The sequence below is a fragment of the Acinetobacter uliginosus genome (assembly GCF_044130295.1).
GTDB lineage: Bacteria > Pseudomonadota > Gammaproteobacteria > Pseudomonadales > Moraxellaceae > Acinetobacter.
In genome coordinates, this window is sequence record NZ_JBIQOC010000060.1 from 13,274 (window position 1) to 33,952 (window position 20,679).

The 20,679-nt window shown below is 41.9% G+C and carries 20 protein-coding genes, 4 tRNA genes and 2 pseudogenes; 16 read left to right on the forward strand and 10 right to left on the reverse strand.

Annotated features, from left to right (window positions below; translation table 11 throughout):
- Nucleotides 1-25 precede the first annotated feature (25 nt).
- The gene (locus ACE01T_RS11855) at nucleotides 26-877 is read right to left on the reverse strand and encodes a DMT family transporter (protein WP_395519328.1); all 852 of its coding nucleotides are present in this window, start codon (nucleotides 875-877) and stop codon (nucleotides 26-28) included.
- 387 nt (nucleotides 878-1,264) lie between these two features.
- On the opposite strand from ACE01T_RS11855, the pseudogene ACE01T_RS11860 reads away from it, so the two are divergent.
- Nucleotides 1,265-1,659 (forward strand): annotated as a pseudogene (locus ACE01T_RS11860) (PaaI family thioesterase).
- A 96-nt stretch (nucleotides 1,660-1,755) separates the two neighbouring features.
- On the opposite strand, the gene ACE01T_RS11865 reads toward ACE01T_RS11860, so the two are convergent.
- Nucleotides 1,756-2,214 carry a hypothetical protein gene (locus tag ACE01T_RS11865; protein WP_180042697.1) on the reverse strand — a complete coding sequence of 153 codons (459 nt, stop codon included), beginning with the start codon at nucleotides 2,212-2,214 and terminating at the stop codon, nucleotides 1,756-1,758.
- Between the two features lie 238 nt (nucleotides 2,215-2,452).
- On the opposite strand from ACE01T_RS11865, the gene ACE01T_RS11870 reads away from it, so the two are divergent.
- Nucleotides 2,453-2,528, forward strand: a tRNA-Asn gene (locus ACE01T_RS11870).
- Nucleotides 2,529-2,693: 165 nt separating this feature from the next.
- On the opposite strand, the gene ACE01T_RS11875 is transcribed toward ACE01T_RS11870, so the two are convergent.
- The gene (locus tag ACE01T_RS11875; RefSeq protein WP_180042741.1) at nucleotides 2,694-3,875 is read right to left on the reverse strand and encodes a S1C family serine protease; all 1,182 of its coding nucleotides are present in this window, start codon (nucleotides 3,873-3,875) and stop codon (nucleotides 2,694-2,696) included.
- 170 nt (nucleotides 3,876-4,045) lie between these two features.
- On the opposite strand from ACE01T_RS11875, the gene ACE01T_RS11880 reads away from it, so the two are divergent.
- The 7 genes and pseudogenes from ACE01T_RS11880 to ACE01T_RS11910 all read left to right on the forward strand — a co-directional run bounded on the left by ACE01T_RS11880 (nucleotide 4,046) and on the right by ACE01T_RS11910 (nucleotide 7,082).
- Nucleotides 4,046-4,804, forward strand: a complete 759-nt coding sequence (locus tag ACE01T_RS11880) for a Nif3-like dinuclear metal center hexameric protein (protein ID WP_180042698.1) — start codon at nucleotides 4,046-4,048, stop codon at nucleotides 4,802-4,804.
- Nucleotides 4,805-4,954: 150 nt separating this feature from the next.
- Nucleotides 4,955-5,581 (forward strand): superoxide dismutase SodB, encoded by a 627-nt coding sequence (sodB, locus tag ACE01T_RS11885; RefSeq protein ID WP_086195136.1) that lies wholly within the window; start codon nucleotides 4,955-4,957, stop codon nucleotides 5,579-5,581.
- A 158-nt stretch (nucleotides 5,582-5,739) separates the two neighbouring features.
- A tRNA-Asn gene (locus ACE01T_RS11890) sits at nucleotides 5,740-5,815 on the forward strand.
- A gap of 5 nt (nucleotides 5,816-5,820) precedes the next feature.
- Nucleotides 5,821-5,896 (forward strand) — tRNA-Asn (locus ACE01T_RS11895).
- 198 nt (nucleotides 5,897-6,094) lie between these two features.
- Nucleotides 6,095-6,400, forward strand: a complete 306-nt coding sequence (locus tag ACE01T_RS11900) for a hypothetical protein (protein ID WP_180042699.1) — start codon at nucleotides 6,095-6,097, stop codon at nucleotides 6,398-6,400.
- 103 nt (nucleotides 6,401-6,503) lie between these two features.
- A tRNA-Asn gene (locus tag ACE01T_RS11905) sits at nucleotides 6,504-6,579 on the forward strand.
- A gap of 54 nt (nucleotides 6,580-6,633) precedes the next feature.
- A pseudogene (locus ACE01T_RS11910) lies at nucleotides 6,634-7,082 on the forward strand (DUF2726 domain-containing protein).
- Between the two features lie 58 nt (nucleotides 7,083-7,140).
- On the opposite strand, the gene ACE01T_RS11915 reads toward ACE01T_RS11910, so the two are convergent.
- Nucleotides 7,141-7,386, reverse strand: coding sequence for a hypothetical protein (locus ACE01T_RS11915; protein WP_086194990.1), 246 nt, complete (start codon nucleotides 7,384-7,386; stop codon nucleotides 7,141-7,143).
- Between the two features lie 141 nt (nucleotides 7,387-7,527).
- Nucleotides 7,528-9,270: an FAD-dependent monooxygenase gene (locus ACE01T_RS11920; RefSeq protein ID WP_180042700.1), complete on the reverse strand. Its 1,743-nt coding sequence runs from the start codon at nucleotides 9,268-9,270 to the stop codon at nucleotides 7,528-7,530.
- Between the two features lie 188 nt (nucleotides 9,271-9,458).
- Here ACE01T_RS11920 and ACE01T_RS11925 point away from each other — a divergent pair, with 188 nt between their 5' ends.
- Nucleotides 9,459-10,343: a LysR family transcriptional regulator gene (locus ACE01T_RS11925; RefSeq protein ID WP_180042701.1), complete on the forward strand. Its 885-nt coding sequence runs from the start codon at nucleotides 9,459-9,461 to the stop codon at nucleotides 10,341-10,343.
- 80 nt (nucleotides 10,344-10,423) lie between these two features.
- On the opposite strand, the gene ubiA is transcribed toward ACE01T_RS11925, so the two are convergent.
- The 4 genes from ubiA to glnA all read right to left on the reverse strand — a co-directional run bounded on the left by ubiA (nucleotide 10,424) and on the right by glnA (nucleotide 13,707).
- The gene (ubiA, locus tag ACE01T_RS11930) at nucleotides 10,424-11,302 is read right to left on the reverse strand and encodes a 4-hydroxybenzoate octaprenyltransferase (RefSeq protein WP_180042702.1); all 879 of its coding nucleotides are present in this window, start codon (nucleotides 11,300-11,302) and stop codon (nucleotides 10,424-10,426) included.
- Between the two features lie 17 nt (nucleotides 11,303-11,319).
- Entirely contained in the window at nucleotides 11,320-11,820 is a 501-nt protein-coding gene (locus tag ACE01T_RS11935; RefSeq protein WP_086194986.1) for a chorismate--pyruvate lyase family protein, read from the reverse strand.
- A gap of 103 nt (nucleotides 11,821-11,923) precedes the next feature.
- Nucleotides 11,924-12,199 carry a hypothetical protein gene (locus tag ACE01T_RS11940; RefSeq protein ID WP_395519329.1) on the reverse strand — a complete coding sequence of 92 codons (276 nt, stop codon included), beginning with the start codon at nucleotides 12,197-12,199 and terminating at the stop codon, nucleotides 11,924-11,926.
- Nucleotides 12,200-12,291: 92 nt separating this feature from the next.
- Nucleotides 12,292-13,707, reverse strand: coding sequence for a type I glutamate--ammonia ligase (gene glnA, locus ACE01T_RS11945; protein WP_171263131.1), 1,416 nt, complete (start codon nucleotides 13,705-13,707; stop codon nucleotides 12,292-12,294).
- A 965-nt stretch (nucleotides 13,708-14,672) separates the two neighbouring features.
- Between glnA and ACE01T_RS11950 the strand changes: the two genes are divergently transcribed.
- The 6 genes from ACE01T_RS11950 to ACE01T_RS11975 all read left to right on the forward strand — a co-directional run bounded on the left by ACE01T_RS11950 (nucleotide 14,673) and on the right by ACE01T_RS11975 (nucleotide 18,970).
- Entirely contained in the window at nucleotides 14,673-15,257 is a 585-nt protein-coding gene (locus ACE01T_RS11950) for an anthranilate synthase component II (RefSeq protein WP_086194983.1), read from the forward strand.
- Nucleotides 15,258-15,274: 17 nt separating this feature from the next.
- Nucleotides 15,275-16,321, forward strand: a complete 1,047-nt coding sequence (trpD, locus tag ACE01T_RS11955; protein ID WP_180042743.1) for an anthranilate phosphoribosyltransferase — start codon at nucleotides 15,275-15,277, stop codon at nucleotides 16,319-16,321.
- An 18-nt stretch (nucleotides 16,322-16,339) separates the two neighbouring features.
- Nucleotides 16,340-17,146: an indole-3-glycerol phosphate synthase TrpC gene (gene trpC, locus ACE01T_RS11960; RefSeq protein WP_395519330.1), complete on the forward strand. Its 807-nt coding sequence runs from the start codon at nucleotides 16,340-16,342 to the stop codon at nucleotides 17,144-17,146.
- 15 nt (nucleotides 17,147-17,161) lie between these two features.
- The gene (locus tag ACE01T_RS11965) at nucleotides 17,162-17,851 is read left to right on the forward strand and encodes a Smr/MutS family protein (protein ID WP_180042705.1); all 690 of its coding nucleotides are present in this window, start codon (nucleotides 17,162-17,164) and stop codon (nucleotides 17,849-17,851) included.
- 94 nt (nucleotides 17,852-17,945) lie between these two features.
- The gene (folE, locus tag ACE01T_RS11970) at nucleotides 17,946-18,494 is read left to right on the forward strand and encodes a GTP cyclohydrolase I FolE (RefSeq protein ID WP_180042744.1); all 549 of its coding nucleotides are present in this window, start codon (nucleotides 17,946-17,948) and stop codon (nucleotides 18,492-18,494) included.
- 116 nt (nucleotides 18,495-18,610) lie between these two features.
- Complete coding sequence (locus ACE01T_RS11975; RefSeq protein WP_180042706.1) at nucleotides 18,611-18,970, forward strand: cupin domain-containing protein; 360 nt, start codon at nucleotides 18,611-18,613, stop codon at nucleotides 18,968-18,970.
- Between the two features lie 89 nt (nucleotides 18,971-19,059).
- Here ACE01T_RS11975 and ACE01T_RS11980 read toward each other — a convergent pair whose 3' ends face one another.
- Entirely contained in the window at nucleotides 19,060-20,436 is a 1,377-nt protein-coding gene (locus tag ACE01T_RS11980; RefSeq protein ID WP_395519331.1) for a diguanylate cyclase, read from the reverse strand.
- Nucleotides 20,437-20,679 lie beyond the last annotated feature (243 nt).

Sequence of the window (20,679 nt, forward strand, 5' to 3'; positions counted from 1 at the left end):
TAATTCTGCTTTAAACATATTTTAATTATTTCAATGTGCTTGGCGCATGCGTCTGATCAGGCATAGTTCTAATCACCAAGGAAATTCCTGCTAAAACAATGATGGCAGACATGATCATCCGCCAACTTAAAGTCTCACCAATAAACAGCGCGCCACCCATTATCGCCAAACACGGCACAGAGAGCTGCACACTGCTGGCCGTCACACGGTCAATCTGTTTCACAATGACATACCACAACACATAGGCACCACTTGAGGCCAAACCGCCTGACAGCACTGCCAAAAGGACACCTTGAGGCTGTGTAAAGCTGTGTGCATAAAACGCAGCGTAAGCCAGCAAGACAAAAGGAATCGCCATGACAAAATTGGCTAATGTACTGGCCAAGGGGTTTTGCATATTTTTGCCCGCAATGCTGTACATCGCCCAGCCTATTCCTGAAAGCACCATAATGGCTGCATAAACCAAATTTGGAGCATCTGCACCCGGAAGCAAGAGAATGAAAATGCCGATAATCGCAATACACAACCCGGCACCACGGTGCAGATTGATTTTTTCACCATGACATAGACCATAACCGACCATACTGAGCTGAACAGTGCCAAATAACAGCAATGCCCCGACACCGGCATCTATATGTAAATAAGCCAGTGAAAAAGCGACCATATACAGCGCCAGAAAAAAACCGTTTTTAACACTCCACTCAATTTTGGCTTTTTGTGTAGAAAACAGGTAAAGCGCCAATAAAACGACAGCACCACTACAGACACGAATCAAGCTGAAACTCATCGGGTCGATTTGCTGGCCTGCCAATGCCAAACGGCATAAAACCGAATTGGCAGCAAAAGCCAGCATGGCAATCATGATTTTAAACAGCATGGTTGAGCGTCCCTATCAACAACCTGCTTTAGATATAGCCAATCTAGCTTTTTAAATCCATAGAGATTTGCTGATTCAATTTATAAAAAATACACATGAGCAAAATTCTGGAGATACATAACAATGATCCACACGCACTTGATGATCAACATTCAATCTTTACAAACCACTGCAAGTGACTCTCAACTTATCCTTTGGCAAATTTTTATAGCACGAGAGATAGTAGGCTTAGTTTTATGCTTCAATAATTTTCTATTCTTTTGCTCATTCAATAAATTTTATTTCCCTACAACCTGCTGAATGTTTCTTGACGGTTTTGATCAACACCGCTAATTCAAACATCAAGTTCCTTTTTGTAACTTATAAATCAATAAGGAAATAATAACAATGAATCCCAAAGAAATGACTGGACTGCAACTTTTACAAGCCATGTGTAATGGCAGAATTCCAGCACCCTCAATGAGTGAAACCGTTTCCATGCAACCTTATGAAGTTTCGGAAGGCACGATTCATTTCAAAGTGAAAGCGGATAACCGTCATTTAAACCCTTTAGGGGGCATACACGGCGGTTTTGCAGCAACCGTACTGGATTCCGTTACTGGTTGTGCCGTTCACAGTATGCTGGAAGCAGGTGTGGGTTATGGCACCATCGATTTAAATATCAAAATGTGCCACCCTACTCCTCAAGATCAACAACTGGTTGCCACAGGAACCATCATCAATATCCATAAAACCTGGAGATTACTGAAGGTAAAATTGTAGATAAAGAAGTCAAACTTTAAGCCGACGCCACTGCAACATGTATGATTATTCGTTAATAGACAATATGCCGCACTTAGAGCTTAAGTCATTTACTAAGCTCTTGTGCGAGTACATGATTAAACGGCCGATTTAAATGATTTTGTTAGAGCAGATAAAGCCACTTCCGGACGTGAAGTTCCCTTATAGATACATAAATATTTAAATACGCTATCGAGTGATATAGAGAGTTTCTTCTGTTCCGACACCGACCATACTTTAGAATTGTTACGTCCAGATAAAGCGCTACCATTCAGCTGATACAAATACAGATCACGATCACGTTGCAAAGGCTGCTTGCGACCATTCGAATAACTATCCAGCAGCAATTGACAAGGTGAATTAATCAACCATTTATCGCTAAACCAAAGCTGCAACAAGTCACCCAGATATAAGACTTGAGTTCCGACAGGCCAGACCTGGATATAAGCATCCTCAACAGCGGTCTGATAGCACTGCGGGTCTTGAATAATAGAAAGGTAATTATCTTGATAAAAAGATAAATTTGAAAAAATTTCGGCAATCGTCAGCGTATGCATTCGCTTTCTCCTGTTTAGCCATTTTAGTGCTGGCAAGTTGGTTTAAATCCACACTGTTTGAACTTACATTCAAACGCTCTGTTATGTATTTAATCTAACAAGCCAGTTTTGGCTGTGCAAGTTTTTTTAGGATTTTTAATTGAGTTGTTTAAATAAAAAGCATACGGCATAAAAATTAAGGAATCATGACACTTTTAGCTTGACCCCCTGTAAAATCTGCTTATAATCGCATGCAGATTCTCCAATAGCTCAGTCGGTAGAGCGACGGACTGTTAATCCGCAGGTCCCTGGTTCGAGCCCAGGTTGGAGAGCCAAATACGAAAAAGCCCGCAGCATTAAAGCGGGCTTTTTTATTGCCTAAATAATCTATAGTTATCTAGTCATCAGATAAGCCCTAAGCTAGGCCATAAAAAAAGCGCATCGAAATGCGCTTTTTCTCTGCTCATTCACCTCAACGTGGATCAATAGCAGGATTGTTTTTATTGTTGAGGTAAAGGAATATATTGTGAATTATTATTCTGTGCTTTACGTTCAGTCACCACCACATTCAGGGTTAATGGCTGCTCATCTCGCACCACTTCAACTTTAATGGTGCTATTCGGTGCTTGCAAGGCTACATAATTAATCAAGTGGGAAGCAGAAGTGATCGGTTCACCATTGACCTGGATAATTTTATCACCCTTTTTAATTCCTGCCTTGGCTGCAGGACCACGAGGAAGTACGTCAGCAACGACTACGCCAGTTTGCTTAGGTTCAAGAATATTGTCCTGTTGTACTGGCATGAGGCTAATGCCCAACCAGCCGCGAACTACACGACCGTCTTTCAGAATTGAATTTAGAATTTGCTGACACACTTTCGCAGGAATGGCAAAACCAATCCCCAGTGAACCACCGGATTGCGAGAAAATAGCCGTATTCACACCAATCAGATTACCAGCCACGTCAATCAGTGCTCCACCCGAATTCCCCGGATTAATCGCCGCATCGGTTTGAATGAAGTCTTCATAAGTATTAATGCCCAAATCTGAACGGTTGGTGGCAGAAATAATCCCCTGAGTGACTGTTTGTCCCACACCGAATGGGTTACCAATGGCAAGCACCACATCCCCAACTTCATTGCCGCTGAGTTTAAAAGGCAAAACCGGCAGCTTGTCGAGTTCAATCTTAATTACCGCCAGATCAGAATCTGGGTCTGTGCCAATCACTTTAGCGACTGCACGGCGTCCATCATTCAGACCCACCACAATTTGTTCAGCCTGAGCAATTACATGATTGTTGGTCAAGATATAGCCATCTGAACGTACAATAACACCCGACCCCAGACTGTTTTCATTTTGCTCCTGATCAAACTGTTCAGGGACCTGATCACCAAAAAACTCGCGAAATGCAGGGTCATTTAACAAAGGGTGCTCTGCTTTATTCACTTTTTGGGTTGTGAAAATATTCACCACCGCAGGAGCCGCCACCTTCACGGCATTACTGTAAGATTCGACTGCACCCGCCCTGTTGGTATTAACTAAAGGCTCGACTTTTTCTCTTGGCATTTTTATACCGTCAGATGCAACAGGGGCTTGCGGCTTCTGAGAATGTTGCCAGACAAGAAAACCGAGAGTGACTAAAACAAGTAAAACCCAAGGTAACCATGAAAAGGTGCGGCGCACGGTAATTTCCTCTAACAATATTTTAATTCGTTGATGACTAAGTAATTTATCGGCCATTGTAAAATGAAATACAGCAGGAAACTTAAAAATAATTCAGAGTTTTGTGCTGCTTTAGTTACAATTCAAAATATGTTTTGATGATATTCAATATTAAGGCTTTTGAGAAATTTATGGCAAAGCTCAGCGAGATTATTCAGTGGTGTGATCAAACCCTGAAATCACACGAATTTAAAGACTATGCACCAAATGGCTTGCAAATAGAAGGCAAACCGGAGATTAGCAGAATTTTGTGTGCTGTTACGGCATCTCAGGATGCGATTGAAGCTGCAATTGAACAAGGTGCCGACTTACTGCTGGTGCATCATGGTTATTTCTGGAAAGGTGAACCCTACCCGATTACAGGTATGCGCGGTAAACGTATTAAAAGCCTGATTCAGCATGATATCTCACTGGTCGGCTATCACTTACCTTTAGATAGTCACCCTACTTTAGGTAATAATGCCGCGATTACCGAGATGTTAGCATTAGAAAATATTGAAGCTTTAGATCCAGCTGAACGCAACCCGATTGGCAATATTGGTTATTTAAAAAACGCCATGTCTGCTGAAGACTTTAAACAGTATGTGTCTGAACGTTTAAATTTTAACGCCATCCATCTTCCCGCGGAAAAAACCAGCATTCAGAAAGTGGCTTATTGTACTGGTGGCGCGCAAGATTTTATTGGCAAAGCTGCGGAGCAAAACTGTGATGCCTACATTTCCGGCGAGGTCAGTGAACGGACTTTTTACGAAGCCAAAGAACTGAATGTGCACTACTATGCCTGCGGGCATCATGCCACCGAACGTTATGGAGTACAACGTCTGGCAAAAGCTATTTCAGAACAGTTCGATATTGAGTATAGTTACTTTGAATTAAACAATCCGATTTAATTTAATGACGGTTTAACATTTTCTTTATACGTATAAATTGAGGCTTTATTCTGTATTGTTATTTATAAGCAATGCGCAATTTTCCTCAAGAATCTATTACAATAAAGCGACTTAATGTTAAAACCCAGCAAAATGCAAGGAATTGAAGACATGACAACGATTACTTTACCGGCACTTCCATACGGTTATGAAGATCTTGCTCCGCACATCAGCAAAGAAACTTTAGAATACCATCACGACAAACACCACAACACTTACGTTGTAAACTTGAATAACCTGATCAAAGGCACAGACCTTGAAGGTAAAACTTTAGAAGAAATCATTAAAGCATCTGCTGGTGATGCTGCTAAAGTTGGCGTGTTCAACAACGCGGCTCAAGTTTGGAACCATACATTCTACTGGAACTGTATGGCTAAAAATGGTGGTGGTAAAGCGACTGGTGCTTTAGCGGCTAAAATTGATGAAGCTTTCGGTTCTTATGAAAAATTTGCTGAAGAATTCGCTGCTGCTGCAACCACTCAATTCGGTTCAGGCTGGGCTTGGTTGGTTGCGGATGAAGTAAATGGCAACCTTTCTATCCTTAAAACTTCAAATGCCGACACTCCACTTGCTCATGGTAAAGTTGCTGTGTTGACTATTGACGTTTGGGAACACGCTTACTACATCGACTTCCGCAATGCACGTCCTGCTTATATCAAAACTTTCCTGGAAAGCTTGGTAAACTGGGATTACGCAAATGCTAAATATGCTGGTCAAGCTGCTGGCGTTGAAAAATAAGAAATAAAATATTTTTTATTTTTTGCTTAAAAAATCACCCTTTATGGGTGATTTTTTTATTTTCAGAACCCAAACGCATATTAATAAAGCAAATAATTCATTTCTTTACATTATCTTGTTGACGACTTTAGTTTTCATCCCTAAAATGCGCATCAGATTCTCCAATAGCTCAGTCGGTAGAGCGACGGACTGTTAATCCGCAGGTCCCTGGTTCGAGCCCAGGTTGGAGAGCCATCTATTCTTCCATAGCTCAGTCGGTAGAGCGACGGACTGTTAATCCGCAGGTCCCTGGTTCGAGCCCAGGTGGAAGAGCCAAAATTCTAAAAAGCCCACTCATTGCGAAGTGGGCTTTTTTTTATTCAGCAGATTTACATTTCCTGCAATCTACACTTTTACGATCTCTACTTTTGAGTCATCACTTTTTATTAAAATTGTAGATCATCCTCCTATCTCTTGTTCGCTGATTAAAATTTGGTTATTTTCATTCTAATAACAATATTCTAATAAACTGCTATGAATGCCACCTGGTTAAAATCTCTCATTTTCTGGATTATTTTGATTGTTGTGATGTTCGCCGTGTTTCAATGTAGTCAAAATTCTGAAAATAAAAAGCAGGCTTCCGCGCTCATGTATGAACGCCTGTTTCATTGCACCCGTAATTTAGTCAAAAAGAACCCGGAGGTTTTAAAACACATTCAGCAGCAACTCAAACCTGAGCTTACCCAAGCTGAAGTGATGAAATTGCTGGACGAATGCCGTCAAGCCCACCCATTACAAAGCAAAGAAAACTATATAGACCTAATAAAATCACTTAAATAACCAGCAATAAGTTTATTTTTAAAACATTCAATTCATTTTCATGGCTTTTTTAACACTAAACTCTTGACCCTGTAAGCCGAGATACATAGAATGCGTACCAGATTCTCCAATAGCTCAGTCGGTAGAGCGACGGACTGTTAATCCGCAGGTCCCTGGTTCGAGCCCAGGTTGGAGAGCCAAATTCTAAAAACCCACTCAACAGAGTGGGTTTTTTCTTATATCAAGATTTTATTGTGTTCGACTCAAGCCAAGCCACTTTTTTTATTATTGGTTGCATTGCCACTCTTGCCTTGCTGACCCTTGTTTTTCAGCAACTGTTCAAACCACAGCAGAAATTTTTCCCTAAACGTGTGATCACGCCTTTTGAAAGTAAAATGTTTATCCGGCTGAAAGAAGCCTTTCCACAACATCATATTTTGGCTCAAGTTGCTTTTAGCGCATTAATCACCAATGACAACTTTAAGATCCGTAACAAGTTTAACCGTAAAGTCACCGACTTCGTTTTACTGAATCAAAAGCTCGAAGTGGTCGCGATTATTGAACTGGATGATCGACCAGCCATATAGGTAAGGAACAGGAAGATGCCGAGCGTGATGCCATGCTGAACGAAGCAGGCTATCAGGTCTATCGCTATACCGATATTCCAAGTACCCACAACTTAAAAAAAGACATTTTAAATTAACTCCATTTCGACATAAAAAAGCCACCGTATGATGCGGTGGCTGAATTCAGTATCGATCTCAATTATTTCTGGCTTGCTGTTCAGATAGCTCTACAGTGGGCTTAGAAGCAGCCTGTTCAGCTGCTTCACGGGCTTTGATCCGTTCCAGCATTTCAGCCTGCTGCTGTTGATATTTTTGCTGGTTTTTCTCGTCGCTACTGACTGCCAGATAGGCCATAGAGACCAGAAAAATCGGGATAAGTAAACCAAGACTCATCAGAATAATCATCTTCTTGGGATTGGGCTTCGCGCCTGACTGCGACATAATCAATACCTGTCAATCTATATACACACTAAATTTGCCTGTCCAATATAACAAAACCCTGTGCTGTCTCAACAGATCATTCACCTGCTTTGTAAACTCGCATCAAAAAAGCCGGTCGAAACCGGCTTTTTATCTCTACAGTCAGACAGCAAGCTGAATTTGCTGCAATACCTCTTGCAAGGTTTTAAGATAATCAAAGTCTGCTTCAGGCTTGTCTTGCATTCGCCAAGCCACATAACCATCCGGACGTACCAGTACCGCACCCGCTTCATGGATTTCAGATTTCTGGTTCCAGGTTCCGTAAACATCGCGGTATTCGCGGGAACCAATCTGAATCACATCCAGATAAGGTAAATTCATAGCATGCACCGCATTTTTCCAGCCTGTACCAGACAGCCCGGTCAACAAGGTAAAGCGGCCCTGTCCTACGATATCTAAGGTCGATTGCTTCTGTCCTTTGGCATTAATCAGCCAGGTATGCGGCACTTTTGCCCCCGGGCGTGTCGTTGCCTGCAAGTAAAGCTGCGAATCTTGCATAAAGGTTTCCGCTGTCGCCTCGGCAATCACAGCATTTGAATCATAACGCTGATTCAGCTCTACCCCTTGGGCATTAAATTCGAAATGCTTAATCTCGAGCGCCTGGAATAATTTTTGACGAATCTCGGCACCCGCGTCATCTTCAGCGAAAATTCGCTGCAACATTTCTACCTGTGTTGTTACACCATGATCAAAACCAAAGACTTCTTTGAGATGCTTATAATCGAAGCGGGATTGATTAGCACGGGCGACTATCTGCTTGCCTACAGGTGCACGCTCACGAGTATAAGAATCCAACAAGCTTTCTTTGGCCCAGCCTTTCACCGCATAGGCCAGTTTCCAGCCGAGGTTAAAGGCATCCTGCATGCAGGTATTCGAGCCTAAACCACTGGATGGTGGATGACGGTGTACTGCATCACCACCACAGAACACACGACCTTTGGAATACTCTGTCACCCAAGTCTGATTTACATACCAATACGACAGTTTTTGAATTTCTACTTCTTCAACTTCAGTCCCAACAAAGGCATTCAGGCGAGCACGAACCTGCTCCTCAGTCACCTGCGGCTCACCTTTGGAAATATCAAAGCCCCAACCCATAATCCACTCATTCCATGGGGTAATAGCGCGCAGTAGCCCCATACCCAAATCACCAAAACTGGCTTCGGGGTTAACAATCCATTGCAGGATTGCTGGACGATGCTGCACATATTGGCTTAAATCCGCCTTAAATGTCACATACACAGTACCGGCACGCGCCATGACGCCTTCAAGCGGCAGATTTAACTGCTCGACAATTTTAGAGCGTGCACCATCCATACCCACCAGATATTTGGCACGTAAGCTAAACTCGGTATTGGTAATCCGGTTTAGAAAGGTTGCCGTCACACCGTGTTCATCCTGAGTATGAGACAGATATTCTGTATTAAAGTTATAAATCGCACCACGTTCGGCGGCATTCTTTGCTAACAATGCTTCCATTTTCGGCTGGATCAGATCCACCAATGGACAGGGACTGCCCTTGACATAATCACCATGTCGTTCATCACCAGTACCCCAGGCACTTAAACGGGCAATTTCTTCCCCGACCAGACTGGTGGTAATCAGGCTTTCCCCCATCTGTTCCCAGGGCGTGGCAATCTGCTTGACCTGTTCTTCTACGCCGAGATCACGCAACACTTCCATGGCCCGCTGATTGGTAATATGTGCACGTGGACTGTTGGCTAGCCAGCTAAACTGGGTAAAAAGCTGGACTTTAATACCATAATTGGCCAGTGCCAGTCCCAAGGTTGATCCCGCAGGACCTGTTCCCACCACCAGCACATCCGTATCAAATTGCTCAGACATCAGCTACTCCTTTTCAATGTCATCCTTCAGCTGTCTGATCTCAGTGTATGCAACCACGTTATTTTGCAGAACACCCATAGACTTAAACTATGGTTGCATAGTTTTTAGGTCTGCCACATTTCATAATCTGATTTGCGGCATCAGCTCAGAAAGAGACTGTGCAATCGGGTTTATAGGTGTGGTGAATTATGGAATTACGTCATTTAAGATATTTTGTCAGCGTGGTTCAGCAAGGCAGTTTTACCAAGGCTGCTGAAAAAATGTTTACTGCACAACCTTCATTAAGCCAGCAGATTAAAGACCTGGAAGAAGAAATCGGCGTGTTACTGTTTGACCGCTCTGCTAAAAAAATCCGTCTGACCGATGAAGGTGAAGCCTTTTTACCTTATGCACAGAATGCGCTGGAAAATGCCCAGCTGGCCATATCCGCTGCACGACAGGTGGCTTATAATAAAAACAACCAGATTTATATCGGCTTTTTAAATGTGGCAGAACTGAAGGTCATGCCCTTAATTCTGGATAAACTCAAACAGCAAATTCCGGATCTACAGATCCATGTGCAAAGTCTGACCTGCCTTGAACAAATTCAGCGCCTCAAGAATGCTGAACTCGACCTGACCTTTACCCGTTATGCTGTGCAGCATGATGATTATGAGAACCTGTGCTTGCTGACTGAAAAAATCTATGTCGTGGCAGCAAAGAAACTTCATCCTTCTAAACATCAGATTAACCGTGAATACTTGAGCAAACAGAACATCATCATGTGTGAACAAAGCGCCTCACCGGTTTTCTATGAAAAGATCAATAAACAATTACAGCTCAAACATCTACCACATCATCAGATGCACTGGGTGACCAATGTTCTGCAACATATCAACATGATCAATATGGGCTTGGGCTTTAGTTTCGTTCCGGAATACCTGCTAAAATTTCTCGGCGATCATGTGCAAGTGATTGCGACCGATTTTGAACTTCCAACCTTGCAGCTGTATGCCAGTTTTAGAAAAAATTCAAAAAATGCCGCATTACAGTTCATTACTCAGGAACTAAAGATACAAAGTCAGTTGAACTGATGTCGCAGCCTACATTTAACCCATAATAAAAAGTATCCATACGGATAATTTTTTATGACGATTTTTACTTCAAATAATCATTAAAACAAAGCGAGAAAAATTCCGGCAAAAATCATAACACCTACCCAGCGATTATGACGGAATGCCCAAAAACAGCGCTGCGGATCACGGTCATGGGTTTTGCTCCATTGGTAGATAAAATCTGCAGCAACGCATAGCAATGCGATTAAACCAAATGGCATCAACAGACTTTCCAAATACAGAGCACTGCCAATCAATATAAGGCTGATGACTTGCAATAAAGAAATAATTTCAATGTCATATTTGCCAAATAAAATCGCTGTGGATTTTACCCCGATCTTCAAATCATATTCACGGTCGGTAATGGCATATTGAGTATCATAAGCCACTGTCCAGGCCAGATTACCAAAGTACAGAAGCCAGCAGGTTAAATCCGGTATCTGTCCAACTGCGGTATAGGCCATTGGAATGGACCATGAAAATGCCGCGCCAAGAAAGACTTGTGGCAAGTGGGTATAGCGTTTCATAAACGGATAGATAAATGCCAGAAACAACGCCCCAAATGACCAGTAAAAGGTTTCAATCGGCAAAAAGAACAACATACAGGCACTAGCAGCAACCAGAGCTAAAAATACATATATTGCTTCTTGAGCACTGATAATTCCGGTCGCCAGTGGACGGGTTTTAGTCCGTTCCACATATGCATCGACTTTCCGGTCAGCAAAATCATTAATGGCACAGCCTGCCGCACGCATAAAAATCGTGCCCAAAATCATGGGAATCAAAATGCTGATGGATGGCATACCCTGATTGGCAATCCATAACGCCCACATGGTTGGCCAAAACACCAGTTCCGTACCAATCGGCTTATCAAAACGACAGAGATAATAATAAGCTTCCAGGCGTTCACGCCAGGTAATTTGATGCGCAGTTGCCATGACCATCCTTAACCAGATTACTGTTTAATTTTTTGTTGAATAAATTGCTCAAATGCAGGTAAAAAAGTTTCCTGCACAATAAATTTACAACCATGCCAAGTATAGCAACTTTGCCGTGTCCAGCCATCTTCCAGCAGAATGACACGACGCTGACATATAGGGTTTGTGCGTTGAAATAAAAACCATCCTATAGGTTTTTTACCAATATGCTTAAAAAGGCGTGCCCGACGCTGCAAGCTTAGGATTGGAAAAATGCTTTTCGCTTTGACCCACGGCTCTGCATCACAACCATATAAATAGCTTTCACGTACCCAAGATGTATGCTGATGCGGCATATTCATCCATTGTGCATCGGCACGTAGAAGCCGCTGATAGTGCTCTTCAATAGGCTGGACCTTGAATACCCCACCCGCAAAATCGGTTAATTGTTGTGTCAGTGAACCTGAAGCATATAACCACGATTTTAATGCAGGTAAAATAGTTGAATTTTGATTTGCGTATGCAAGCGGTTCACGCATAACCATAAAGCTCTTAAAAATATGAAAATTTATACATAGTTTAAATGATATTCAGAAGACTGGAGCTTACTTGTTATCATTTAATTTAAAATGAAATTTTGGTTTAACTGTTGTCTGTTTTGGCGATGACTTCAAATTTTCCCTGCGGAGTTTTAATTAAAATCATGCCTTCGGCAGTTAAATAAAAACTTTTAGGATAAGCATAATCCAGAGCCAGTTCAGGATTTTTCAGAGCAACGAACTCAGCTTGCTTATAGCCTTCCACTGTTCGCCCAACCTCAATATAAGTCACGTCTGAAAAGTTCAGTTTAAATCCTTTTTCATGATCCTTTGGATCAATCCAAGGAAAGAAACCGATGTGCTTTTTACGCTGCGCCATAGTCGTGTACATACTTCAAGTAATTGAATAGATCATACAAAAAAAACCCGCGACAAGCGCGGGTTTTTCTTGAACCTAAATTCGAATATGAATTACAGGCTGTAATACATATCAAATTCAACTGGGTGAGTAGTCGTGTTCAGACGACGTACTTCTTCAGTTTTAAGTTCGATATAGGCTTCAAGCATTTCTTTAGTGAACACGCCACCTTTAAGCAGGTAATCATGATCCGCTGCAAGAGCTTCAAGCGCCATATCCAGGCTGTGAGCCACTGTAGGGATTTTAGCTTCTTCTTCAGGAGGAAGATCATACAAGTTCTTGTCAGCAGCTTCACCTGGGTGAATCTTGTTTTGAATACCGTCAAGACCAGCCATCAACAATGCAGCGAAACCTAAGTACGGGTTCATCATTGGATCTGGGAAACGTGCTTCAATACGTTTGCCTTTAGGGCTAGAAACGTAAGGAATACGGATAGAAGCAGAACGGTTACGTGCTGAGTAAGCAAGCATGATTGGCGCTTCAAAATGCGGAACTAAACGTTTGTACGAGTTAGTAGATGGGTTAGTGATTGCATTCAATGAACGAGCATGCTTGATCACACCGCCGATGAAGTACAATGCCATTTCAGAAAGGCCTGCATATTCGTCACCAGCAAACAGGTTCTTGCCATCTTTAGAGATTGACATATGCACGTGCATACCAGAACCGTTGTCACCTACCATTGGTTTAGGCATGAAAGTCGCAGTTTTAGCATATTGGTGTGCAACGTTCCAAACTGCATATTTAAACTGTTGAACTTCGTCAGCTTTACGCACCATAGTATTGAAGCTCACACCAATTTCTAACTGGCAAGATGCAACTTCATGGTGATGTACTTCTACACGACCTGGACCCATGATGTCTTCAATACGGGCACACATATCAGCACGCATATCTTGTGAAGAATCTACAGGAGGAACTGGGAAATAACCGCCTTTAACACGTGGACGGTGACCAGAGTTACCAGCTTCGTAATCTTTACCAGTAGACCAAGCAGCTTCTTCAGCGATCAATGTGTGGCGTGCGCCAGACATGTCGATGTCCCATTTTACTTCGTCAAAAACGAAGAATTCTGGTTCTGGACCGAAGAATGCAGTATCACCGATACCTGTTGATTTTAAGTATTCTTCTGCACGGCGAGCGATAGAGCGTGGGTCACGTTCATAACCTTGACCAGTAGATGGCTCGATTACGTCACAAGTTACCACAACTGTAGCTTCAGCGAAGAACGGGTCAAGGAAACATGTTTCAGCGTCTGGACGCAAGATCATGTCAGATGCTTCAATGCCTTTCCAACCAGCAATTGAAGAACCGTCAAACATTTTACCGTCTTCAAAAGTATCTTCGTCGATTGTATCTGCAGGGTAAGTTACGTGCTGCTCTTTACCCTTAGTATCAGTAAAGCGAAAATCGACCCATTTTGCGCCACTTTCTTGGATGAGTTGAAGGACCTTGTTCGCCATGCTCATTTTGCTCCGATGATTTTTTGTTGCACCTGCTAAGTGCGTGTTAGTAGTTGGTGTCTATAAAGCAATTCTCGTACCAACTTTTAAAAAGCAAAGCTAAAATATTGAATTCTTTATCAGAATAGAAGATTTGAGCCTTTTGCTTTGTTGCTATTATACTGTGTGTAAATCTAAATGCACCATATTCAAACACTCATAATCACATTTACTTGAAAAGTAGCTTTTAGTGTATCAAATTGGTGCATATTTATTTTTCCCTTTTATAAGAGTCCTATTTTTCTTGCGATTTGCCTGAATATCCATCAGTTCTGCTTAAAATAAATTCTTAATAATTTATTTTCTGTCATGTTAATGATTTCATTATTGAATATTTTCAGCATTTTCTATTTCAAGCTAAAACTCACCTAAAGCATAAATACAAGCTATCTTATTATTATAGATATGTTTTTTATTTTTGGCCCTTAAATTGCAGATATTTCAAACAGTCGAAAGCGTGAAATACTCTGCGCCATTTTGGTGACAAGCTGCCAATCTGATTGCAACAGTTTTATGAACCTTTATGAAGCCAAACTTCAATCACATTAATTTAACTAGCGCCATACTTACTTAAAAATAGTTTATTACTAATACAAACTAAGTATCTTATATTAAGCTTTTAAATGGAGGTAGTACTTGTAGCGTATTTTCAAAATAACATAAGATGATTAACCTCATCTTCGATGAATTTTCTTCAACATAAAATGCAAATAAATCAGCTTATTCTCATGTAGTGATTTCTATAAAATCATTATCATGGAAATAGTTCAGCCGAAAATGTTTATTTTTTGCTATGATGATTCGCACTCCATTTTTTTAGCCATTTTACTGCCTTTAGTTTAAGTTGGACCAGGCAGTGAAAATCTGAATCATGCGAGTATTCTTGGACTATTCGAGCACATATATGTGCGCAAATTTCAATAGGTTAGCTCATGCTTTTAATGATCGACAACTATGACTCTTTTACCTACAACATCGTGCAATATTTTGGCGAGTTAAATCAGGAAGTAAAAGTAGTCCGTAATGATGCCGTGACATTGGAAGATATCGAGCGATGGCAACCAAAGTATCTCGTCATTGGTCCTGGCCCTTGTTCTCCCTCCGAAGCAGGTATTTCTATTCCAGCGATCCAGCACTTTGCCGGTAAAATCCCCCTATTGGGCGTATGCCTGGGACATCAAAGTATTGGACAAGCTTTTGGTGGAAATGTAATTCGGGCTAAAAAAGTCATGCATGGCCGTTTATCGGACATGTATCACAGCAATAAAGGGATTTTCAGTAATCTCCCTTCCCCATTTTCTGCAACGCGCTATCACTCACTGGTGATTGATCAGGCGACATTGCCAGAATGCCTGGAAGTGACCTGCTGGACCAATGAAGAAGATGGCTCTATGGAAGAGATCATGGGTGTGAAACATAAGACATTGCCGGTCGAAGGCGTGCAGTTCCATCCTGAATCCATTCTGAGTGAGCACGGTCATCAGATCTTTAAAAACTTTTTAGAAATTTACGCATAATGAGCGCTACAAAGATTATGAATATTCAACAAGCTTTAAATAACATCACTAAAAATATCGAACTCACTCAACCGCAAATGGAAGACGTGATGCGTACCATCATGAATGGTCAGGCCACTGATGCCCAGATTGGTGCCTTGATGATGGGACTGCGCTTAAAAGGCGAAAGTATTGATGAAATTACTGCCGCTGCACGTGTCATGCGTGAATTTGCAATTAAAATTGATGTCAGCGATCTTCCACATTTAGTTGATATTGTGGGTACAGGGGGTGACGGCCAGAACCTGTTTAATGTATCGACTGCATCAAGCTTTGTCATTGCAGCTGCTGGTGCCACCATTGCCAAACATGGTGGCCGTGGTGTGTCATCCAAATCAGGTTCTTCTGATTTGCTTGAACAGGCAGGGATTAATCTTGACCTGAACATGCAACAAACTGAACGCTGCATCCGTGAAATGGGGGTTGGCTTCCTGTTTGCACCGAATCACCATAAAGCGATGAAATATGCTGCTGGTCCGCGTAAAGAACTCGGCTTTCGCAGTATTTTCAACCTGCTTGGCCCGCTCACCAATCCAGCCGGGGTGAAACGCTTTGTGATTGGCGTATTTTCCACTGAACTTTGTCGCCCAATGGCTGAAGTATTGAAACAGCTGGGCGCAGAACATGCCATGGTAGTGCATTCCAAAGATGGCTTAGATGAAATCAGTCTTGCCTCTTCAACTTATGTGGCTGAACTGAAAGATGGTGAAATTACAGAATGGGAAATTCAGCCTGAAGCAGTCGACATTGAATCTCAAACTTTAACCGGCCTTTCTGTAGATAGTGCAGCTGAAAGCCTAGCTTTAATTAAAGATGCTTTAGGCAAGAAAAAATCTGCAATCGGTGAAAAGGCGGCAAATATGATTGCACTCAATGCCGGTGCAGGGATCTACGTTTCAGGCTTGACCCATAGCTATAAGCAAGGTGTCGCTTTGGCACATGACATTATCTATGGCGGCCAAGCTTTAGAAAAAATGGGCATTTTGTCTGAATTCACCAAAACTTTAAAAGAATACGAAGCTTAAAACGGTAGGACAAAGATCATGGTAGATATCGCAAATACAATTTTAGGCAAAATTGTCGACCGTAAGCAGGAAGAATTTGCTGCCCGTCTTAAGCAACGCAGCTATAAAGATGTGGAAGAACTGGCACAAGCAGCAACGCCTGTGCGTGGTTTTGCACAGTCTTTACAACACAAGCGCCCAGGTGTGATTGCAGAAATCAAAAAAGCATCTCCATCTAAAGGCGTGATTCGTGAGAACTTTAATCCTGCTGAAATTGCCCAGCAGTATGAGCAAGCTGGCGCAGCCTGTCTGTCTGTACTGACAGATGTGGACTTTTTCCAGGGTGCCGACGAAAATATCCAGATTACCCGTTCGCACTGTGCCCTGCCGGCATTACGCAAGGATTTCCTGATTGACCCTTATGGCGTGATTGAAGCCCGTGCCCTGCATGCAGACTGTATTCTTTTAATTGTGGCATGTCTATCTGACCAGCAACTGGAAGAAATGTCTAAAACTGCATTCGAACTTAATCTGGATGTACTGGTTGAAGTACACGATGAAGATGAGCTGGAACGTGCACTGAAACTTTCAGAACGTTGCTTGCTGGGTGTAAACAACCGCAATTTAAAAACCTTTGATGTCGATTTAAATACATCGCTGCGTTTGAAAAAATTGCTCGAACCCTCACGTTTATTGGTGACTGAAAGCGGCATTGCCACACCAGATGATGTCCACATGATGCAAGAACATGATATTCATGCCTTCCTTGTGGGTGAAAGTTTTATGAAACAGCCTCGTCCAGATCATGCCTTTACGGCATTATTTGGTCAGCCTGAAACTGTTTGATGAATAATTAAGATTATGAGTAAACATGATTCTTCGCTTTCGAAAGATCAGTACAATTTACTGAAATCTTTTAAAAAGCAAATCACTAATCCGCATTCCTCGAAGATTACGAAGCAGCCTGAGCCTGTGCAAAAGACTGCTGAACAAGAGCAGGAAGATGACTTCGCGCTTTTTCAAAAGCAAATGCAAGGTGTCAAAAAGATAGACACCGGCAACATTGCAAAACTTGAAAGAGCGTCAAAGAAAAAGCCAGATGCACAAACTTTAGCGAAACGTGCAGCTGCGACCGGCCCGATGCAAACCGATGAGGCAGAGTTGTCTGATACACAGGCCATGCTCAATCCGGTAGCCAGTCAGGCGACATTAAGCTATCGCATTGCAACTTTGCAGCATAAAGTATTTGAAGATTTAAAAGCAGGTAACCTGCGCTGGTTTGAAGCGGTTGATTTGCATGGCTGTACGGTGGAAGAAGCCCGTGTTGCGGTACTGCAGATTATTCAAATGGCAAAAGATGAAAATCAGAATGTCATTAAAATTGTGCACGGTAAAGGTCCTGAAGCCATTTTAAAAACTTATGTCAATGGCTGGCTACGTCAGCACCGTGATGTTTTAGCCTTTGTCAGTGCACCTGAAAAGCAAGGTGGCACCGGTGCTGTTCTGGTTCTGCTAAAACGTGCAGAAAAGAACCCAAAATTCAAACAGTAATCGGAATTTTTCTCTAAAACAGGGCATTGTAGCGGTTTTCTGCTACAATGCCGTCCTTGTTCAATATCAGTGTAAGTGAACACGTCTTATGTCTATGCAGCAATCCTACGCCAACATTTTAACTGCCGTTGGTGAAGATCTTAATCGTCCTGGTCTTAAAGATACGCCAATGCGTGCTGCTAAAGCTTTTTCGTATTTAACGTCTGGATATAGCAAAACTTTGGAAGAAGTGACCAATAATGCGGTCTTCCCTTCTGACAACCGTGAAATGGTCTTGGTCAAAAATATCGAATTCTATTCACTCTGCGAACATCATTTATTGCCATTCTATGGCCGTGTGCATATCGCCTATTTACCTGAAGGCCAAGTTTTGGGTTTATCCAAATTTGCCCGTATTACTGAAATGTTTGCACGCCGTCTGCAAATTCAGGAAAACCTGACCCAGCAAATTGCTGAGGCGGTGGCTGAAGTGACCAAAGCACGCGGTGTTGCGGTAATGATTGATTCTGCGCATATGTGCATGATGATGCGCGGTGTAGGCAAACAGGAATCGACTACCCGTACTGTGTCTTTTGTGGGTGATTTCAAAACCAATAAAGATGAACGTCGTGAATTTTTGGCTGCCTTGCCTGAAAGCTATTAATTTAATTCTAAAAAAAAAAGCCTCAATAGCGATTGAGGCTTTTTTTGTGTGTGGTTAAATAACACCGTACAAAAATTGATATCTCCTGATTGAAGCACATATATTAAGGACCGATCATGTCGCAAATTCTGTTAGCTGGACAAGGTTTAACGCACGCTGAAAAATCAATTGATTACCCCCGCCCTGACCGTTTGGTTCAAGGTAATCCTCAACGTGAAACGTATAGCCTGTATGAACATCCCAATATGGACTGTGGCATCTGGCATTGTGAAGTCGGTTGCTGGAATATTCAGTTTGCCGACAACAAACAGGAGTTCTTTCAGGTGATTGAAGGTGTAGTTCGCATCCACGACCAAGCGACCGGAACTTATATTGAAGTGACTGCTGGAAATGCTGGGATTATTCCGCCCGGCTTTAAGGGAAGCTTTGAAGTGCTTGAAGCTGTGAAAAAATACTACGTGATTGTCGAAGCCTGACTTTAAAAAATATAACTCACCATAAATTTTCAAATAAAAAACTCCCTGAATATGAGGAGTTTTTTATTCATCGATTTAATTTTTCCAGATTAAGAACTCGCAACCTGCTTGGTGACTTGAATGCAGTTTCGGCCATTATTTTTTGCGGCATAGAGTGCTGCATCTGCTGCATCCAGAAAACGCTGATAGTCTGGATGTCCATCATAAAGTGCACAGCCGATACTGACTGTAAAATTAAAACTGATGCCTATGCTGGTACGAATGGTGGTTTCCTGAATACGGCTACGCACCTGTTCTGCAATCTCTTGTGCCCGAACTAAATCACTGTCCACCAGCAGCAATAAAAACTCTTCCCCACCTGCACGGAATGCATAATCACTGCCCTTAATGGAAGTGAGCAGCACTTCACCAATAAACTTTAAAGCTGAATCACCCGCTGCATGGCCGAATTTGTCATTAATCCGTTTAAAGTAATCGGCATCTATGGCCAGTAAAGACAAGGGGGCATTATTTTTACGGGAAAAATTAATTTCACGCGAAACAATGGTATGTAAATAGCGCCGATTGAGCAGTTGAGTGAGGGAATCACTGCCCGAGTCGATATAGTCAGCCACCTGAAACAGCTGATCGACCAGATGCTGAATCTCCCTGTTGTTTTCACGAATATGCTGGATCAGCTGAATGGCCTGCTCTCTTTCAGTAGCATTTAAAACTTGCTGGCTCAGCAAATCAATCTGGTGAATACGGTCAATAATGGTCGAGACCTGCTCGGTCCCGGTAAATGCATAAGCAGCTTTATGGATAAACCATAAGCCAAATTCAGATTTTGACAGCAAGGGATGTGTAAATTTCGGCTCATCCGAAAATACCTTAAACATCAGCTCATTTTCCCAGTCTAATAATGAACTGCGTTGCTTGTCCTTTTGCGCCGACACATCCTGCATGGCAGAAAATAAACGATAGGTATGTTTTGTATCATTATTTTTTTCCAGATTGACTTCATAGGAGCGACACATAATTTCCGAAGCAAAACCCAGTATCTGCACAATATACGCTGCAATGGTCAGACGGTTTTCTTGCGTCTGCTCGGTCTGAAGCAAAAAGACTTTCTTTTCAATTTCACCGATACCCCGCATAATTAACCAGGATGGAATGCCGATACGCGCATGGACTTTACCCACCATCAGCTGCTTTTCGACAATCTCGATAAAGTTCTGCTGCAAGGGCACAATAAAGCAATCGATTAACCATTGATTCAGCGTGGTTTTTAAGCGGTTCTGGACCATATCATCGGATAAGAAATAGGATGCTTCCTTTTCCTGCATGATATCTTTATAAAACTCATCGACCAGGGTCTGGGAATGTGCTTGAATAAATTGAAAAGTGTCGTTTAAATCAGTTGTTGAAAAGTCTTGGCAAACCGACTTCCATTGTGCGGCAAGCACAGCAATACTTTCAGTATTCATACAATTGATTCCAACAGCTTTTGAATATGAGGGAGATGTTTAGATGACTAATATAACAAATTTTAATAAAAATAACTTTGTGAACTATTCGATGTTTTTTCATAAGTAATGAGAAAAAATAAATTTATTTTTATAAAGTATAGGACTTACGCATTGACGGATTCAAAAAAGTATTAAAATACTTTATAAAGCATCTGTGATCAGACGAATTAAAAATGCTTCTACAGCAACTTGTACTCTACC

Excerpts from the sequence above, each read along its gene's own strand:
- ACE01T_RS11855 (WP_395519328.1), bottom strand. The coding sequence starts at position 877 with ATGCTGTTTAAAATCATGATTGCCATGCTGGCTTTTGCTGCCAATTCG.
- ACE01T_RS11865 (WP_180042697.1), bottom strand. The coding sequence starts at position 2,214 with ATGCATACGCTGACGATTGCCGAAATTTTTTCAAATTTATCTTTTTAT.
- ACE01T_RS11880 (WP_180042698.1), top strand. The coding sequence starts at position 4,046 with ATGGCAAAGCTCAGCGAGATTATTCAGTGGTGTGATCAAACCCTGAAA.
- sodB (WP_086195136.1), top strand. The coding sequence starts at position 4,955 with ATGACAACGATTACTTTACCGGCACTTCCATACGGTTATGAAGATCTT.
- ACE01T_RS11900 (WP_180042699.1), top strand. The coding sequence starts at position 6,095 with ATGAATGCCACCTGGTTAAAATCTCTCATTTTCTGGATTATTTTGATT.
- ACE01T_RS11915 (WP_086194990.1), bottom strand. The coding sequence starts at position 7,386 with ATGTCGCAGTCAGGCGCGAAGCCCAATCCCAAGAAGATGATTATTCTG.
- ACE01T_RS11920 (WP_180042700.1), bottom strand. The coding sequence starts at position 9,270 with ATGTCTGAGCAATTTGATACGGATGTGCTGGTGGTGGGAACAGGTCCT.
- ACE01T_RS11925 (WP_180042701.1), top strand. The coding sequence starts at position 9,459 with ATGGAATTACGTCATTTAAGATATTTTGTCAGCGTGGTTCAGCAAGGC.
- ubiA (WP_180042702.1), bottom strand. The coding sequence starts at position 11,302 with ATGGCAACTGCGCATCAAATTACCTGGCGTGAACGCCTGGAAGCTTAT.
- ACE01T_RS11935 (WP_086194986.1), bottom strand. The coding sequence starts at position 11,820 with ATGCGTGAACCGCTTGCATACGCAAATCAAAATTCAACTATTTTACCT.
- ACE01T_RS11940 (WP_395519329.1), bottom strand. The coding sequence starts at position 12,199 with ATGGCGCAGCGTAAAAAGCACATCGGTTTCTTTCCTTGGATTGATCCA.
- glnA (WP_171263131.1), bottom strand. The coding sequence starts at position 13,707 with ATGAGCATGGCGAACAAGGTCCTTCAACTCATCCAAGAAAGTGGCGCA.
- ACE01T_RS11950 (WP_086194983.1), top strand. The coding sequence starts at position 14,673 with ATGCTTTTAATGATCGACAACTATGACTCTTTTACCTACAACATCGTG.
- trpD (WP_180042743.1), top strand. The coding sequence starts at position 15,275 with ATGAATATTCAACAAGCTTTAAATAACATCACTAAAAATATCGAACTC.
- trpC (WP_395519330.1), top strand. The coding sequence starts at position 16,340 with ATGGTAGATATCGCAAATACAATTTTAGGCAAAATTGTCGACCGTAAG.
- ACE01T_RS11965 (WP_180042705.1), top strand. The coding sequence starts at position 17,162 with ATGAGTAAACATGATTCTTCGCTTTCGAAAGATCAGTACAATTTACTG.
- folE (WP_180042744.1), top strand. The coding sequence starts at position 17,946 with ATGCAGCAATCCTACGCCAACATTTTAACTGCCGTTGGTGAAGATCTT.
- ACE01T_RS11975 (WP_180042706.1), top strand. The coding sequence starts at position 18,611 with ATGTCGCAAATTCTGTTAGCTGGACAAGGTTTAACGCACGCTGAAAAA.
- ACE01T_RS11980 (WP_395519331.1), bottom strand. The coding sequence starts at position 20,436 with ATGAATACTGAAAGTATTGCTGTGCTTGCCGCACAATGGAAGTCGGTT.